We start from the raw sequence: 14,371 nt of genomic DNA on the forward strand, positions 1-14,371 counted from the left end.
CGGCGGCCCGTACGACGGATCCTCGACAGGGTCTCCAGCCGTCCAGGTGGTTCGCAGCGGATCGCCTCCGGACGCTCAGCTCCAGGTATGCGCTCCTCGGGGTGTGGTTGGTCATGGCAGCTACTTACGCGGTGATCATGCCTGACAAGTTCCTGAGCGTTTCGACAGCCCAAGCAGTGTTCGGGTCGCAGTCGGCGCTCCTGTTCCTTGCTGTCGCCGGGCTCTGCACGTTTGTCGTGGGCGAGTTCGATCTGTCGTTCGCCAGTGTCATGGGACTGACTGCCACGATCGTCCCGGTGCTCTCAGTGCTGCACCACGTGAATCTCGCGCTCTCTTGCGTGTTAGCGCTCGCGGCAGCATTGGGCTGCGGACTGGTCAACGCGTTCTTCATCGTCGCGCTCAGGGTGCCGTCCCTGATCGTCACCCTTGGTAGCGCCAGCTTCTTTCTCGGCCTCGCTGAGCTCATCTCTTCCTCGACGATCGTGTCAATCTCCAGCACGACGTTCTCGAACATCGCACTGCACACATTCCTGGGACTTCCGCTGTCGTTCTACTACGGGTTGATCCTCTGTGCCGGATTCGCCTACGTCCTCACCTGGATGCCGATCGGGCGCCACGTGGTCTTCGTCGGCGCCAACCGTGAGGTTGCACGCCTCGCCGGAATCAACGTCGATCGTGTTCGTGCGGGCAGCTACATCGCTGCGAGCCTCATCGCCGGCCTAGCCGGAATCCTGCTTGTCATGACTGTGGGCGGCTTTGATCCGACAGCCTCGGCGACCTATCTGCTGCCGGCCCTCGCGGCCGTGTTCTTGGGTACGGCGATCGTTACCCCTGGGCAGTTCAACCCGATGGGTACCTTCCTCGGCATCTACTTCCTCGAGACCGGGATTCTCGGGCTGCAACTGCTCGGCTACACCGGATGGGTACAAGACGCCTTCTACGGAGCTGGGCTCGTGCTCGCCGTCACCGTCGCGACTCTCGTCCGTACGCGTTCCCGCTCCGCCTGAACCTTGGCGAGCAGTCTGCGCTCAGCTCAAGGCGTGTCACTGGAGGATTCATGCGTTTCATCAAGACCCAGACCCTCGCAGGCGCCCGCATCGGCGTTATTAGCGCCGACGGACGTGTGGAGGTCTCATACGATGTCGACCGCCTGGAGCCCTACTTTGGCGACGATGGCGGAGCGCTTGCCGAGCTCGGAGAGTCGATCCGCGCCGACCCGGCGAGCGAACACGACTTCGAGAGCCTCGACCTCCTCAAGCCGGTCGACCCAGTCGCAATGCGCGACTTCATGATCTTCGAGGAGCACGTGCTGCCCGCGTGGAGGATGCAGGGACTCAAGCGAGGCCCGGATGTCTGGTATGAGCAGCCAATCGGCTACTTCAGCAACGCGGCCACGATCCGGGGGCCCAGGGAAGCCATCGAGATCCCAGGGGGCTGTACCAATATGGACTTCGAGCTCGAGGTCGCTGCGGTCATCGGACGCGATGCCGTCTCTGTAACTCCTACGCAGGCAGCCCGACACCTAGCAGGATTCGTCATTTTGAGCGACTGGTCGGCGCGCGACCTGCAGTTTCGCGAGATGGATGGACGCCTCGGTCCGTTCAAGGGCAAGGACTTTGGATCATCTCTCGGTCCGATCTTTGTCACTCCGGACGAGATAGAGGACCGCCGCGAAGGCACTGGTTACGACCTCGAGATGACATCGGCGGTCAACGGACGACGCTATGGCGTCGACCGTTGGACGTCTGCCTACTGGTCTATGGAGGAGCTGATCTCGTACTCGTCCTGGAGTTCTCGCGTTGAGGCCGGGTCGATCATCGGCAGCGGAACCTGCCAAGGAGGATGCATCCTGGAGCTCTCACTCCGGAGCTCGCCCGAAGAGTACCCATGGCTTGTGGCGGGTGACGAGGTAACCCTTGCCATAGAGACGATGGGCGAGATCCATGCCACGCTCTCTGCGTCGGCGTTCGGCGCTTGGCCGGGCAGAAGAAGCGGCTACACAGAGAATGAAGTGACTTCGGCGTGACTCGCATGCCCCCAGGCACCGCGGCCGCCACACCCTCCTGGTCCACGCCATCAGCGTCGTTGTTGAGAGCGTTGACCTGGCTTAGGCCAAATCTGAGGCCGCGACGCAGGGCGGCTCGCTGACCTGCGGGTTTCGTTGCGGTGAGCCTTGGATTTGCGCACTAGCCTCGAGCCCTAGGGTTCTGGTTCGTGGCGTATGTGCACACTGTGAAGACCTCGTCGGGTGCGACGGCGGTCCACCCGAACTCAGGTCTTTGTTGAGAACATTGACATTCACTGCGAGCGACCCAAAGCGCGAGCCCCTTTTAGGTTGCTATGACCTCATCGGCGATGTTCTTGAAGGCCAGTACGATCTTGTCGAAGTTCAGGGTCTTGACACCGTAGAACCGGGTAGGAATAAGTCAGGACGTGGGTTTGGCATAGGCCTGGGAAACCCTCCTGGAAGGGATGATCCACCGAACCGGGATGGCGAGTCGAAGTCACCCTCTTGCTCGTCCCTGGCTTGAGTTCCTCAAGCCGCACTTCCGACATCCTGATCCACAGTCGGCTCACGCTAGAGGTTGCGTCCGACGATCGATCGCTCGTACGTCACCCGATGTCGTCGCATCCTCTCAGAGGGCCGCGGTGTTGACCGCCAAAGAGACTGCACGTTGGCATACGGAGCGGCACACGGGTCCGGCTGCGACGCCGGGTCGACCGACAGCAGATAGTGGCCGATCGTAGGCGTGGTGTGAGAGATGCGTGAGACCTAACGAGAGCTCGTGAGGGGTGACACAAAAACTCCGGCAGGGTCACCATGCCTGTGACCTGCGCTTCCGCATCGACTGGCTCCCCGGGTAGGAGTCGAACCTACGTCGCTAGTCCTGATTCAAAGTCAGGCGGGCCCTGCCGGCAGACCAACCGGGGATGGTTTGGGGGTCAGGTTACTAACGGCGGAGGGCAGACACCGCTTCCGCCCACCGTCCATCGGGTCAGACAGTGTGGTCGGACTCGAAGAGGGCCTTCAAGGTGGCGAGCTCGGTGTCGACGCTCTCCAGGAGGGCGCGGAAGCCGCCGTCGGTGACGTCGGAGGGCTGCACGATCGTCACGACGAAGTCGGCTCCGCGCCCGTTGGCGGCGACCCTGGCCGGCACGGTCGCCAGCTCGTCGTCGAAGCGGAAGTCGTGGTCGACGATGCCGGTGGCCGCGTCCGCCCGGATGCGGAACTGCGCCGGCCCGTCCGGGGTGCTCGGGTCCCACCACTCGGTCTCGGCGGTGGGCTCCACCGCGAGGATGTTCACGACGGCCCAGCGGGGCCAGCTCTCCGGTTGCGCCAGAAACCGGTGGACGACGTCCGCCGGACGGTCGATCGTCACGGACTTGGTCGTCGATCGACCCGGTGCGCTCGCCACGCTCCGGACTGTACGTCGCCGGGATCAGCCTAGCGGCGGATGGTGAGGGGACCGCCGGTGCGGGATACGTTGGTGCCCATGTCGAGCGACCTCACCGTGATCGTGCTGGCAGCAGGCGGAGGCACCCGCATGAGGTCGAAGAGGTCCAAGCTCCTGCACGAGATCGGCGGCCGGAGCCTGGTCGGGCACGTGCTGAGCGCCGTACGCACGCTCGACCCGGCCCGAGTCGTCGCCGTGGTCGGTCACCAGCGCGACCAGGTCGGTCCCCACATCGTCTCCCTCATGCCCGAGGCGGTGCTGGCGGTCCAGGAGGAGCAGCAGGGCACGGGTCACGCCGTCCGCATCGCGGTCGACGCCGCCGGCTCCCTGAGCGGCACCGTCCTGGTCGTGTACGGCGACACCCCGCTGCTGCGCGGCGACAGCCTGCGCGACTTCGCCCAGGAGCACGAGGGCGCCCAGAGCGCGGTCAGTGTCCTGAGCGGCGTCGTCGACAACCCGTTCGGCTACGGCCGGATCGTCCGCAACGACGAGGGCGACGTCGAGGCCATCGTCGAGGAGCGCGACGCCACCCCCGAGCAGCGTGAGATCCGCGAGATCGGGTCGGGGATCTTCGCCTTCGACGGGGAGTTCCTCGCCGACGTCCTCCCGCGGCTCGGCAACGACAACGCCAAGGGCGAGTACTACCTCACCGACACCGTCGGGCTGGCTCGCGAGGCCGGGCTCACGGTGGGCGCGTTCCCGATGGACGACGTCGTGCAGACCGAGGGCGCCAACGACCGGGTGCAGCTGGCCAACCTCGGGCGCGAGCTCAACCGCCGGATCGTCGAGGACTGGATGCGCGCGGGCGTGACCGTGCTGGACCCGGCCACGACCTGGGTCGAGTCCGACGTACGCCTTGCGCCCGACGTCATCCTGCTGCCGGGCACGCAGCTGCTCGGCGCGACCGTCGTGGACGAGGACGCCGTGATCGGGCCCGACACCACGCTCAAGGACTGCGAGATCGGGGCCGGCGCTCGCGTCGTCCGCAGCCACGGCGAGCTGGCCGTCGTCGGCGAGGGAGCGAACGTGGGCCCGTTCGCCTACCTGCGGCCCGGCACCGAGCTGGGGATGGGCGGCAAGATCGGCGCCTTCGTCGAGACCAAGAACGCCCACATCGCCGCGGGCGCCAAGGTGCCGCACCTGTCCTACGTCGGCGACGCCGACATCGGCGAAGGCGCCAACATCGGGGCCGGCACGATCTTCGCCAACTACGACGGCACCGACAAGCACCACACGTCGGTCGGCAAGGGCGCCAAGACCGGCGCCAACAACACGTTCGTCGCGCCGGTCCGGATCGGCGAGGGAGCCGTGACCGGCGGCGGCACCGTCGTCCGCCGCGACGTCCCGCCGGGGACCCTCGCGGTCTCGGGCGGCCCCCAACGCAACCTCTCCCGTCGCGCCACGCGGGCCCGGGAGCGGACACCGATTGGGGAAGCCGCCAGCGCTGAGGGAGAATCCTGAGACGTGAGCTCCAAGACGAAGCGGACCACCAAGAAACACCTGATGGTCTTCTCCGGTCGGGCTCACCCGGCGCTGGCCGACGAGGTCGCCGCATATCTCGAGATCGAGCTGGTGCCGACCGAGGCCTACGAGTTCGCCAACTCCGAGACCTACGTGCGCTACGAGGAGTCGGTGCGCGGCTCCGACGCCTTCGTGATCCAGAGCCACACCGCGCCGATCAACGAGTGGCTCATGGAGCACCTGCTCATGGTCGACGCGCTCAAGCGCGCCAGCGCGAAGCGGATCACCGTGGTCATGCCCTTCTACGGCTACGCCCGGCAGGACAAGAAGCACCGGGGCCGCGAGCCGATCTCGGCGCGGCTGGTGGCCGACATGTTCAAGACCGCCGGCGCCGACCGGCTGATCACCGTCGACCTGCACGCCGACCAGATCCAGGGCTTCTTCGACGGGCCGGTCGACCACCTCTTCGCCCAGCCCATCCTGGCCAGGCACGTCAAGGAGAAGTACGGCGACCAGGACCTCGCCGTGGTCAGCCCCGACGCAGGCCGGATCAAGGTCGCCGAGCGGTGGTCCTCCCGCCTGAACGGCGCGCCGCTGGCGTTCATCCACAAGACCCGGCGGCCCGACGTGCCGAACGAGACCGTGGCGAACCGCGTCGTCGGCGACGTCCGCGGACGGATCTGTGTGCTCGTCGACGACATGATCGACACCGGCGGCACGATCGTGCACGCCGCCGAGGCACTGGCCCGTGACGGGGCGGCCGGCGTCGTGATCGCGGCGACCCACCCGATCCTCTCGGGCGATGCGGTCGACCGCCTCAAGAACAGCGCGGTCACCGAGGTCGTGGTGACCAACACCCTGCCGATCCCGGACGAGAAGCGCTTCGACGCGCTGACCTGTCTCTCGATCGCGCCACTGCTCTCGCAGGCCATCAAGGAGGTCTTCGAGGACGGCTCGGTCACCAAGATGTTCGACGGGCAAGCCTGACGGCGGAAGCGGGCTGACGCCGGCTGACGGCTAGCTAGCCGGCGAGCCGGACCCTCAGCGCGACGTCGTAGTCGTCGACGGTGTCCTCCCAGCCCCGGCGCAGGACGGTGTTCGTGGTGCCCGACGACGCCGAGTCCAGGTCGTCGCGGAACCGCCGGAAGCGGTCCAGTGCCATCGGCGTCCGGGGCGCCGCGACGGCCGCCGCGTCGGCGAACGACTGGCTGCGCGCGGCGATGGTGGGCGCATCCTCGAGATAGCGCTCGAGGTACGGCGCGAACAGCTCCTCCTGGCCGGGTGTCCACAGGCCGGTGACCAGCGCCGTGAAGTCACGGTTGGAGACGCCTGAGTCGCACATCCTCAGCCAGGCGTCCTCCTTGGCGGCCGGGTCCGGCCGTCCGGCGAGCGCCGCCAGCGACGCCTGGTGGCCGTTGGACGACCGGTCGGCGGCGGCCTCGGCCTCGATCAGCGCCTCGTCGGAGGCGCCGAGCTCGACCAGCCGGCGGACGACGATCCAGCGGGTGTCGCGGTCGATCGCGAGCCCGGCGCGTGCCTGACCGCTCGCGAGCCACCTGCGGAGCAGGGCGACGTCGGTCGTGGTCATCGCCAGCCGCCGCATCGCCGCGAGACCGCGGGGCGCGTCACCGGCGTCGAGCGCCTCGGCACAGACGTCGGCGACGACCTGCTCGGCCTCGGCGAGCGCCTCGGGCGCGGTCCACCGGGGGATGACCTGCCGGGTGACCCGACGCAAGACGCTGTCGAAGACGACGGGGTCGCGCTCCTCGGCGAGGTGGTGGCGCACGACGCCCAGGAGCTCCCCGGTCGTCGAGACCCCGGAGGTCACCCGGGAGATCGCGTTGGTCCACGTCATGGCCCGCAGCAGCGGGTCGGGCAGGTCGCCGAGCCCGTCGACCACAGCGCGCCAGGAGCGGTCGTCGAGCAGCACGGTCGCGTACGCCTCGTCGGCGGCGTTGGGGACGACGGCGGCGCCGGCCAGGTCGTCGAGCCGGACCGGCTCGTCGGCGAGGTCGACCAGCCGGGTGAGGCCCACGCGTGAGCCGTCGATTGCGGCGACGCTGAACCGGTGGGGTCGCGAGCCGTCGCGCTCGAGCACGGGGACCTCGCCGTCACGGGTCACCCGGATCGTGTCGTAGCCCGTGGTGCGCAGGTAGGCCTCCGCCCAGGCCCGCACGTCACGCTCGGTCACCGAGTCGAGCGCCTCGAGGTAGTCGGACAACTCGGCGTTGGCGAACCGGTGGCGCGTGAGGTACAGGTTCGTCCCCTCGACGAAGGTGTCCCAGCCCAGCCAGATGACCAGCTGGTGCAGCACCGATGCGCCCTTGGCGTAGGTGATCATGTCGAAGTTCGTGAACGCCGTGTCGACGTCGACCAGGTGCTCGGCGTCCTCGGCGATCGGGTGGGTCGAGCGTCGGCGGTCGGCGGCGTACGCCGTGGGCTTGCGGTTGAGGGTGAAGTCGGGCCAGGAGCCGAGCACGCCCGCCTCGTGCGCGACGTGGTAGCCCATGAAGTCGGCGAACGACTCGTTGAGCCAGGTGTCCTGCCACCACTTCATCGTCACCAGGTCGCCGAACCACATGTGGGCCATCTCGTGCGCGATCACCGTCGCGCGGTCGACGAGCTCGCCGGCGTCCGGCTCGTTGCGGGGCAGGTACTCGTCACGGAAGGTGACGCAGCCGGCGGTCTCCATCGCCCCCCAGTTCTGTCCGGGCCCCATCACCTGGTCGTAGGAGTCGAACGGGTAGGGCTCCTCGAAGGTGCTGGTGTAGAAGTCGAAGCATGCCTCGGTGACCTCGCGCATGTTGTCGAAGTCGCGGTCCAGAGCCGCGCCCAGCGAGGCCCGGGCATGCCAGCCGAAGGGCAGGCCGGCGTGCTCCCAGGTGCGGGAGTGCCAGGGCCCGGCGCAGACGGTGAAGAGGTACGTCGAGAGCGGCGGCGTGGTGGTGAAGGTCCACGCACCGTCTTGTTGGCCGGCGGCGCGCCCGTTGGCCAGCACCGTCCAACCCTGCGGCGCGCGGACCGTGAGGGTGAACGGCGCCTTGAGATCGGGCTGGTCGAAGCACGCGAAGACCCGGTGGGCCAGGTCCATGCCGGCGTACGCCGCCACATAGGTCGCGTCGTCGGCCGGGTCGGTGACGGTGTGCATGCCGTCGCCGTCGTTGACGTAGGGGATGCGTGCCTCCACCACGACCTCGTTGTCCGGGGCGAGGTCGCGCAGGACGATCCGGCCCCCGTCGTAGTCGGGGGACTCGACTCGCGAGCCGTTGACCGTCACCAGCAGGTCACGGGCCTCGGCCAGCTCCAGGAACGTCGTCGCGCCCGGGTCGGCCATCGCGAAGGTGACGCAGGTGCGGCAGTGGTAGGCCTCACGCGAGGTGATGTCGAGGTCGATGCGGTAGGCGACGCCGGAGACGAGTCCTGCCCGGGCCACCGCCTCGTCGTAGGTGAGCGACACGGTCCGACCCTAGTGCCGCGTGCGCAAACCTGGGCCCCGCGCGGACGACGACCATCGCGATTGGGAGTCTGCGGGCAGTCCCGTCTAGGCTGACGCGGTTGCCTCGGCGAGGGAGCCCGAGAGGGTGTCCGTGATCGACTGGGCCGGCTCCTGGCGCCACGGCACGCACACTTTGCGACGTACGACGAGGAGACCGTGATGGCCGAGAAGATCACCGCCGAGATGCGCACCGAGTTCGGCAAGGGCGCTGCCCGCCGCATCCGCCGGGCCGACAAGATCCCCGCCGTGGTCTACGGCCACGGCAACGACCCGATCCACCTCACGCTGCCGGGTCACGACACGATGATGGCCCTCAAGCACGGCGGTGCGAACGCCCTGCTCGAGCTCGACATCGACGGCACCACCCAGCTCGCCCTGACCAAGCAGGTCCAGGTCGACCCGATCCGCCGGGTCCTCGAGCACGTCGACTTCGTCGCGGTCCGCCAGGGCGAGAAGGTCACCGTCGACGTCCCGGTCCACGTCACCGGCGACGCCGCCCCCGACACCCTGGTCGTCACCGAGAACGCCACGGTTCAGGTCGAGGCCGAGGCGACCCACATCCCCGAGCGCATCGAGATCTCGATCGAGGGCGCCGCGATCGGCACCCAGATCCACGCCTCCGACCTGGTCCTGCCCGAGGGCACGACCCTGCTGAACGACCCGGAGATGCTGATCGTCAACGTCACCCAGCAGCAGTCCGCCGAGGCGCTCGAGTCCGAGCTCGCCGATGCCGAGGCCGACGCGGGCATCGTCCACGAGGAGACCGACGAGGCTGCCGATGCCGCCGAGGGCGAGTCCGCCGACGGCGCGGCCGAGGCCGGCGACGCCGCAGAGGGCGACTCCGCCGAGTGAGGCTGCTCGGGCGCGGGTCGTCCGAGCCGCCCGGTGACGTGTGGCTCGTGGTCGGCCTGGGCAACCCCGGCCCGTCGTACGCCGGCCACCGGCACAACGTGGGCTACCTCGTCGTGGCCGAGCTGGCCGGGCGGATGGGGTCGGGCTTCCGTGCCCACAAGTCGGGGCGGGCCGAGGTCGTCGAGGGGCGTCTGGCCCCGCCGGGCGTCGAGGCGCCCCGGGTGGTCCTGGCCCGGGCGCGCACCTACATGAACGAGTCCGGCGGCGCGGTCAAGCAGCTCGCCACCTTCTACAAGGTGCCGCCCGAGCGCATCGTGGCGGTGCACGACGAGCTGGACCTTCCGTTCGACACGATGCGGGTCAAGCTCGGCGGGGGAGACAACGGACACAACGGCCTCAAGTCGCTGCGCTCGGCCCTGGGCACCGGCGACTTCTACCGCGTGCGGCTCGGGATCGGTCGACCACCGGGTCGCCAGGACGTCGCCGACTTCGTGCTGTCGGACTACGCCGCGAGCGAGCGCAAGGCGCTCCCGCTCCAGGTCGCCGTGGCCGCCGACGCCGTCGAGTCGCTGGTGACCGACGGCCTCGAGCGCACGCAGGGACGCTTCAACTCCTGACCGGACCCGAGGCGGGCCCGAGCCGCCCCGAGCCGCCCGTGCGACCTGCCCCAAGCGACCTGCCCGGAGCGACGTGGAGCAGATCCGACGGGCCCACCGGGGCCACGGGTTCAGCCCGCTCGGACACCCCGCGTACCCAGAACAGGTGAACCACGCCGTGCGGGCGTGAACCAGGATGGACCGGTCGGCTCCGGGGGGTGTCGACGGGCCGGGCGGTTACGGCGTTCGCCTGGCCACCGCACGGTAACGGGGGCTCGCATGACTGATCAGACGGTGGATGTCGGAGCGATCCGACCTGTGGTGACGGCGTGGTCGCCCGAAGACTCCAAGCTCGAGAGATGGGCGTCCGCGCCCCACCTCGGCTGGGACGTGTTCGCGACGACACCCGACACGGCAGGGCCGCCGTCGGTCGCCTCGGTGGCCAGCGTCGGTGCGATGTCGCACCCGTTGCTCGCCCCCGCAGACACGTGGACCTCGAAGCTCGCCCATCTCGCCCGTCGCGCCTCGGTCCTGGGCCAGCGGCGTCGCGCCGACCTGTGGGTGGTTGTGGAGTGCCTCGCCGTCGCCGTCGCCGGGATCGTGACGATGACGGTCCTGGGGGCCTACGGCCCGGCGTCCTGGGTCGCCCTGGGCGGCGCGATCTGCGTCGCCATGCAGACCCGCTCGCAGATGCACTCGGCCTCGCATCTCGAGGTGCTTCCGGTCCTGCGCTCCTTGGCGGTGGCCTTCGCTGGCGCCGCCGTCCTCTCGGCGCTCGACCTGGCCTCCAACGGCGAGCTCGCGGTCGCGGCCGGCGTCCTGCTCGTCGCCGGAGCCGTGATCTTCTCGGCCCTGGTCCTACGGCAAGGGCTACGCCGCCCGCTGAGGGTCGTCGTCGTAGGCGACCGGGCCGCGATCAGTCGCGCTGCGATGCGCTGGGCCGACGGCACGGCCCACGTCATCGGCGGGGTGCTGCCCGGTGACGAGGAGAGTCGTCTCCAGTCCATCGTGGGCGTCCCGACCATCGTCGGCCTCGAGCACGCCGCGGACTGGGCGCACGGCCGCCGTGCCGACCTCGTGGTCGTCGCCCCGAGCAAGCAGCTGGCGCCGCCCCAGCTGCGCAGCCTGGGGTGGAGCCTGGAGCGCACCGGCATCGCGATGGCGGTCGCCGATGCCGCGGGCGACGCCGCCCCGCACCGGGTCCGTGCCCGCAGGCTGGGCCGCACCACGCTGATCGAGCTCACGCCGTCGCGCCCCGGCGCGATCGCCCGCCTGCTCAAGAGCGCGATCGACCGCTTGGTGGGTGCCGTGCTCCTGGCCTGCGCCTCGCCGTTCCTGGCCGTCACGATGCTGATGATCCGGCTCGACTCTCGCGGTGCCCCGCTGTTCAAGCAGGAGCGGGTGGGCCAGGACGGTCGCACGTTCACGCTCTACAAGCTGCGCACCATGCGAAGCGACGCCGAGCGTCAGCTCGTCGCACTCCGCGAGCACAACGAAGGCGCCGGCGTGCTGTTCAAGATGCGCCAGGACCCGCGAGTCACGCGCCTGGGCAAGCTGCTGCGTCGCACGTCGATGGACGAGCTGCCGCAGCTGATCAACGTCGTCAAGGGCAACATGTCGCTGGTGGGGCCGCGTCCGGCGCTCCCGGCCGAGGTCGCGGAGTACGACGACGTCGAGCGCCGCCGGCTGGCGGTCAAGCCCGGCATGACGGGACTATGGCAGGTCAGCGGCCGCTCGAACCTCGACTGGGAGACCAGCATCGGCCTCGACCTGGACTACGTCGACAACTGGCGGATCGGCGACGACCTGATGATCGGTCTGCGGACGATCGGCGCGGTCACCGGAGCACGCGGGGCGTACTGACCGGCGCACGGGTCCGAGGGTTCGACCCTTGGCCCGTCCGGACCAGCTCGTCGGCACGCCACTAGTGCCAGGTGACCATGCGCCTCATCCTCTGGAAGGACTGTTCCCCAGACGGTCGAACTTTTCATCGACATTTGTCTGCGGGCCCAGCATGATGGCTCACGAACCGCACGCAGCGACGATCTTGGGGGATCAGGCCGCAGCCGGTTGGCGTCAGGGGGGTTGACGGCGACCGCGGTTTATGAAGGGACGACGGGGGTCGCCCTTCGGGGGGAATCATGAAAACGCACGAGAAGTTTCAGCACGGGGACATACCCGTCGCACTGGGGGGATCACGCGGTTTCGCAACGCGTGAGTCCGCGTCCGTGGTCGTCGCCGACTGTGAGGACCGGCTCCACGCCGTCCGCTCGGGCCTGGCCGGCCTGGCCGGTGCGCTGCACGTCCTGGCCCAAGGCTCGGGCGAACTGCCCGGCGGCTCGCGTGAGCGACTGGAGTCGATGGTCGTCGCCGAGGTCGAGCGGTTGCAGCGTCTGGTGGCGCCGTCGCCCTTGAGCGAGCCCGAGGACGTCGTCCTCGAGCCGGTCGAGCTCGACCGGGTCCTGGCCGACGTCGCGCTGTCTCGCCGGATGGCGGGACAGGAGGTCGCGTGGTCCACCACCGGCCACACGGTGTGGGCCTGCCGCGACGACCTCGTCGAGGTCGTCAACATCCTGCTGGTCAACGCCTGGCGTCACGCCCAGGGGTCGCCGGCTCGGATCGACGTCACGGAGACGGCCGGCTCCGTCCGGATCGCGGTGAGCGACCGCGGCCCCGGGGTGCCCGTCGAGCTGCGTGAGTCGATCTTCCAGCGTGGGGTACGCCGTCCGCACTCGCCCGGACAGGGCCTGGGCCTGGCCATGGCGCGCGAGATGGTGACCGCTCTGGGCGGATCGCTCGAGCTCTGCTCGGGTCCCGGCGAGGGTGCCTGCTTCGTCCTGATGCTCGCGGGCGACGCGATGCACGGTGCGGCATGACCGGGCGTACGTCGAGAGTCACCGTGGTCGACGACCACTCGCTGTTCGCGGAGACCATGGCGATCGCGCTGCGTGGACAGGCCTTCCAGGTCCAGTGCGCCGTGCCCGACTCGACGACGACGTTCGCCGCGCTCGCACGCACCGTGGTCCAGAGCTCGCCGTCCATCGTGCTGCTCGACCTCGACCTCGGTGTCGTGGGCGATGTGATGCGACTGGTGGCGGCGCTGGCCGGCAACGGCGTCTCTGTGGTCGTGGTCACCGGCTCGACCGACCGGGTCAGGCACGGTGAGGCGCTGGCCAACGGCGCGCGCGCCGTGGTTCCCAAGACCGCACCGTTCGCCGAGATCGTCGGCACCGCCGACCGCCTGCGCAACGGCCTTCCGGCGATGTCCAGAGCCGATCGCGAGGCGCTGCTGCGCACCTACCGGGCGGACGCCGACTCCCAGAACGAGCTGCGGCAGCGGTTCCACCTGATGACCCGGCGTGAGGCCGAGGTTCTCGCCCGGCTGATGGCGGGCGAGCAGGTGACCGAGATCGCCAAGGCGCGCTTCGTGTCCGAGTCGACGGTCCGCACGCAGGTGAAGTCCATCCTGGCCAAGCTCCAGGTCAGCTCCCAGCTGACGGCTGTGGGCCTGGCCCACAGGGTGGGCTGGCAGCCGCCGCAGCCCGACACCCGGGAGGCGCCGCCGAGGCCGACCGGACGCGGACTGCTCGCGACAGGCTGAGCGGCCCGACCGGACCGTCCCAGTAGCATCGTCGGGTGCCACAGGACCCGACGACCACACCGTCCGACGCAGACGACCACTCCCTCGCCGCCTGGCTCGCAGCCACGGCGGGGGAGCGGTTGCTGGAGGTCCGAGGCCAAGGGCTGACCGGACGCGACCTGAAGGACGCCGGTGACCGGGCGGCCCAGGAGGTGCTCGCGCGTCTCCTGGCCCAGCATCGCCCGGCCGACTCGGTGCTGTCGGAGGAGGCGGCCGATGACAAGTCGCGACTGACCGCACGCCGCGTGTGGATCATCGACCCGCTGGACGGCACGCGCGAGTTCTCCGAGCCGCCTCGCGACGACTGGGCGGTCCACGTCGCGCTGTGGGAGGACGGCGAGCTCACGGCGGGCGCCGTTGCCCAGCCCGCGCTCGGCCGCACCTTCCACACCGGGGAGCCGCCGCTGGTGCCGGCACGCACCAGCCAGCGAACGCGGATCGCCGTCTCACGCACCCGGCCGCCGGCGTTCGTGGAGACCCTCGCCGAGGAGATCGACGCCGAGCTGGTGCCGATGGGGTCGGCCGGGGTGAAGGTGATCTCGGTCGTGCGCGACGTGACCGACGCCTACGTCCATGCCGGCGGTCAGTACGAGTGGGACAACGCCGCGCCCGTCGCGGTCGCCCGCTCCGCGGGACTCTTCTGCTCGCGCGTCGACGGGTCGCCGTTGCGGTACAACCAGGACGACGTCTCGTTGCCGGACCTGATCGTGTGCCGTCCCGAGCTGGCCGACCAGATCCTCGAATTCGTGCGTCGACACGGCACCGACTAGCACCCCCACCCCCCGCTGGTCCTCGGTTGTTGTCAAATCCCCCGCTTCAGCGGGTGTCCTGGCACTTCTTGGGGGTTGCAACCCCCAATAAGTGCCAAGTC

General features: G+C 69.4%; 12 protein-coding genes and 1 tRNA gene. 10 read left to right on the forward strand and 3 right to left on the reverse strand.

Annotated elements, in window-relative coordinates:
• The first annotated feature begins 137 nt into the window (after nt 1-137).
• Together VHW64_RS09100 and VHW64_RS09105 are read left to right on the forward strand one after the other, a co-directional pair.
• The gene (locus VHW64_RS09100; RefSeq protein WP_329650219.1) at nt 138-1,007 is read left to right on the forward strand and encodes an ABC transporter permease; all 870 of its coding nucleotides are present in this window, start codon (nt 138-140) and stop codon (nt 1,005-1,007) included.
• A 50-nt stretch (nt 1,008-1,057) separates the two neighbouring features.
• Entirely contained in the window at nt 1,058-2,026 is a 969-nt protein-coding gene (locus tag VHW64_RS09105) for a fumarylacetoacetate hydrolase family protein (RefSeq protein ID WP_329650220.1), read from the forward strand.
• 824 nt (nt 2,027-2,850) lie between these two features.
• On the opposite strand, the gene VHW64_RS09110 is transcribed toward VHW64_RS09105, so the two are convergent.
• Nucleotides 2,851-2,932: transfer RNA gene (locus tag VHW64_RS09110), tRNA-Gln, on the reverse strand.
• 64 nt (nt 2,933-2,996) lie between these two features.
• Nucleotides 2,997-3,416, reverse strand: a complete 420-nt coding sequence (locus VHW64_RS09115; protein ID WP_329650221.1) for a hypothetical protein — start codon at nt 3,414-3,416, stop codon at nt 2,997-2,999.
• Nucleotides 3,417-3,494: 78 nt separating this feature from the next.
• Between VHW64_RS09115 and glmU the strand changes: the two genes are divergently transcribed.
• Complete coding sequence (gene glmU, locus VHW64_RS09120; RefSeq protein ID WP_329650222.1) at nt 3,495-4,916, forward strand: bifunctional UDP-N-acetylglucosamine diphosphorylase/glucosamine-1-phosphate N-acetyltransferase GlmU; 1,422 nt, start codon at nt 3,495-3,497, stop codon at nt 4,914-4,916.
• 3 nt (nt 4,917-4,919) lie between these two features.
• Nucleotides 4,920-5,903 (forward strand): ribose-phosphate diphosphokinase, encoded by a 984-nt coding sequence (locus VHW64_RS09125; protein ID WP_329650223.1) that lies wholly within the window; start codon nt 4,920-4,922, stop codon nt 5,901-5,903.
• Nucleotides 5,904-5,937: 34 nt separating this feature from the next.
• On the opposite strand, the gene pepN is transcribed toward VHW64_RS09125, so the two are convergent.
• Nucleotides 5,938-8,373 (reverse strand): aminopeptidase N, encoded by a 2,436-nt coding sequence (pepN, locus tag VHW64_RS09130; protein ID WP_329650224.1) that lies wholly within the window; start codon nt 8,371-8,373, stop codon nt 5,938-5,940.
• Nucleotides 8,374-8,571: 198 nt separating this feature from the next.
• On the opposite strand from pepN, the gene VHW64_RS09135 reads away from it, so the two are divergent.
• The 6 genes from VHW64_RS09135 to VHW64_RS09160 all read left to right on the forward strand — a co-directional run bounded on the left by VHW64_RS09135 (nt 8,572) and on the right by VHW64_RS09160 (nt 14,270).
• Nucleotides 8,572-9,264 carry a 50S ribosomal protein L25/general stress protein Ctc gene (locus tag VHW64_RS09135; RefSeq protein WP_329650225.1) on the forward strand — a complete coding sequence of 231 codons (693 nt, stop codon included), beginning with the start codon at nt 8,572-8,574 and terminating at the stop codon, nt 9,262-9,264.
• Nucleotides 9,261-9,881, forward strand: a complete 621-nt coding sequence (gene pth / locus VHW64_RS09140; RefSeq protein WP_329650226.1) for an aminoacyl-tRNA hydrolase — start codon at nt 9,261-9,263, stop codon at nt 9,879-9,881. The genes VHW64_RS09135 and pth overlap by 4 nt, the downstream gene beginning before the upstream one ends.
• Nucleotides 9,882-10,139: 258 nt before the next feature.
• Nucleotides 10,140-11,723, forward strand: coding sequence for a sugar transferase (locus VHW64_RS09145; RefSeq protein WP_329650227.1), 1,584 nt, complete (start codon nt 10,140-10,142; stop codon nt 11,721-11,723).
• A 365-nt stretch (nt 11,724-12,088) separates the two neighbouring features.
• Nucleotides 12,089-12,736, forward strand: coding sequence for a HAMP domain-containing sensor histidine kinase (locus VHW64_RS09150; RefSeq protein ID WP_329650228.1), 648 nt, complete (start codon nt 12,089-12,091; stop codon nt 12,734-12,736).
• Nucleotides 12,733-13,461 (forward strand): response regulator transcription factor, encoded by a 729-nt coding sequence (locus VHW64_RS09155; RefSeq protein ID WP_329650229.1) that lies wholly within the window; start codon nt 12,733-12,735, stop codon nt 13,459-13,461. Before VHW64_RS09150 ends, VHW64_RS09155 begins: the two co-directional genes overlap by 4 nt.
• 35 nt (nt 13,462-13,496) lie before the next feature.
• Nucleotides 13,497-14,270 (forward strand): 3'(2'),5'-bisphosphate nucleotidase CysQ, encoded by a 774-nt coding sequence (locus VHW64_RS09160; protein ID WP_329650230.1) that lies wholly within the window; start codon nt 13,497-13,499, stop codon nt 14,268-14,270.
• Nucleotides 14,271-14,371 lie beyond the last annotated feature (101 nt).

It is taken from the genome of Nocardioides sp. (genome assembly GCF_036267815.1).
GTDB lineage: Bacteria > Actinomycetota > Actinomycetes > Propionibacteriales > Nocardioidaceae > Nocardioides.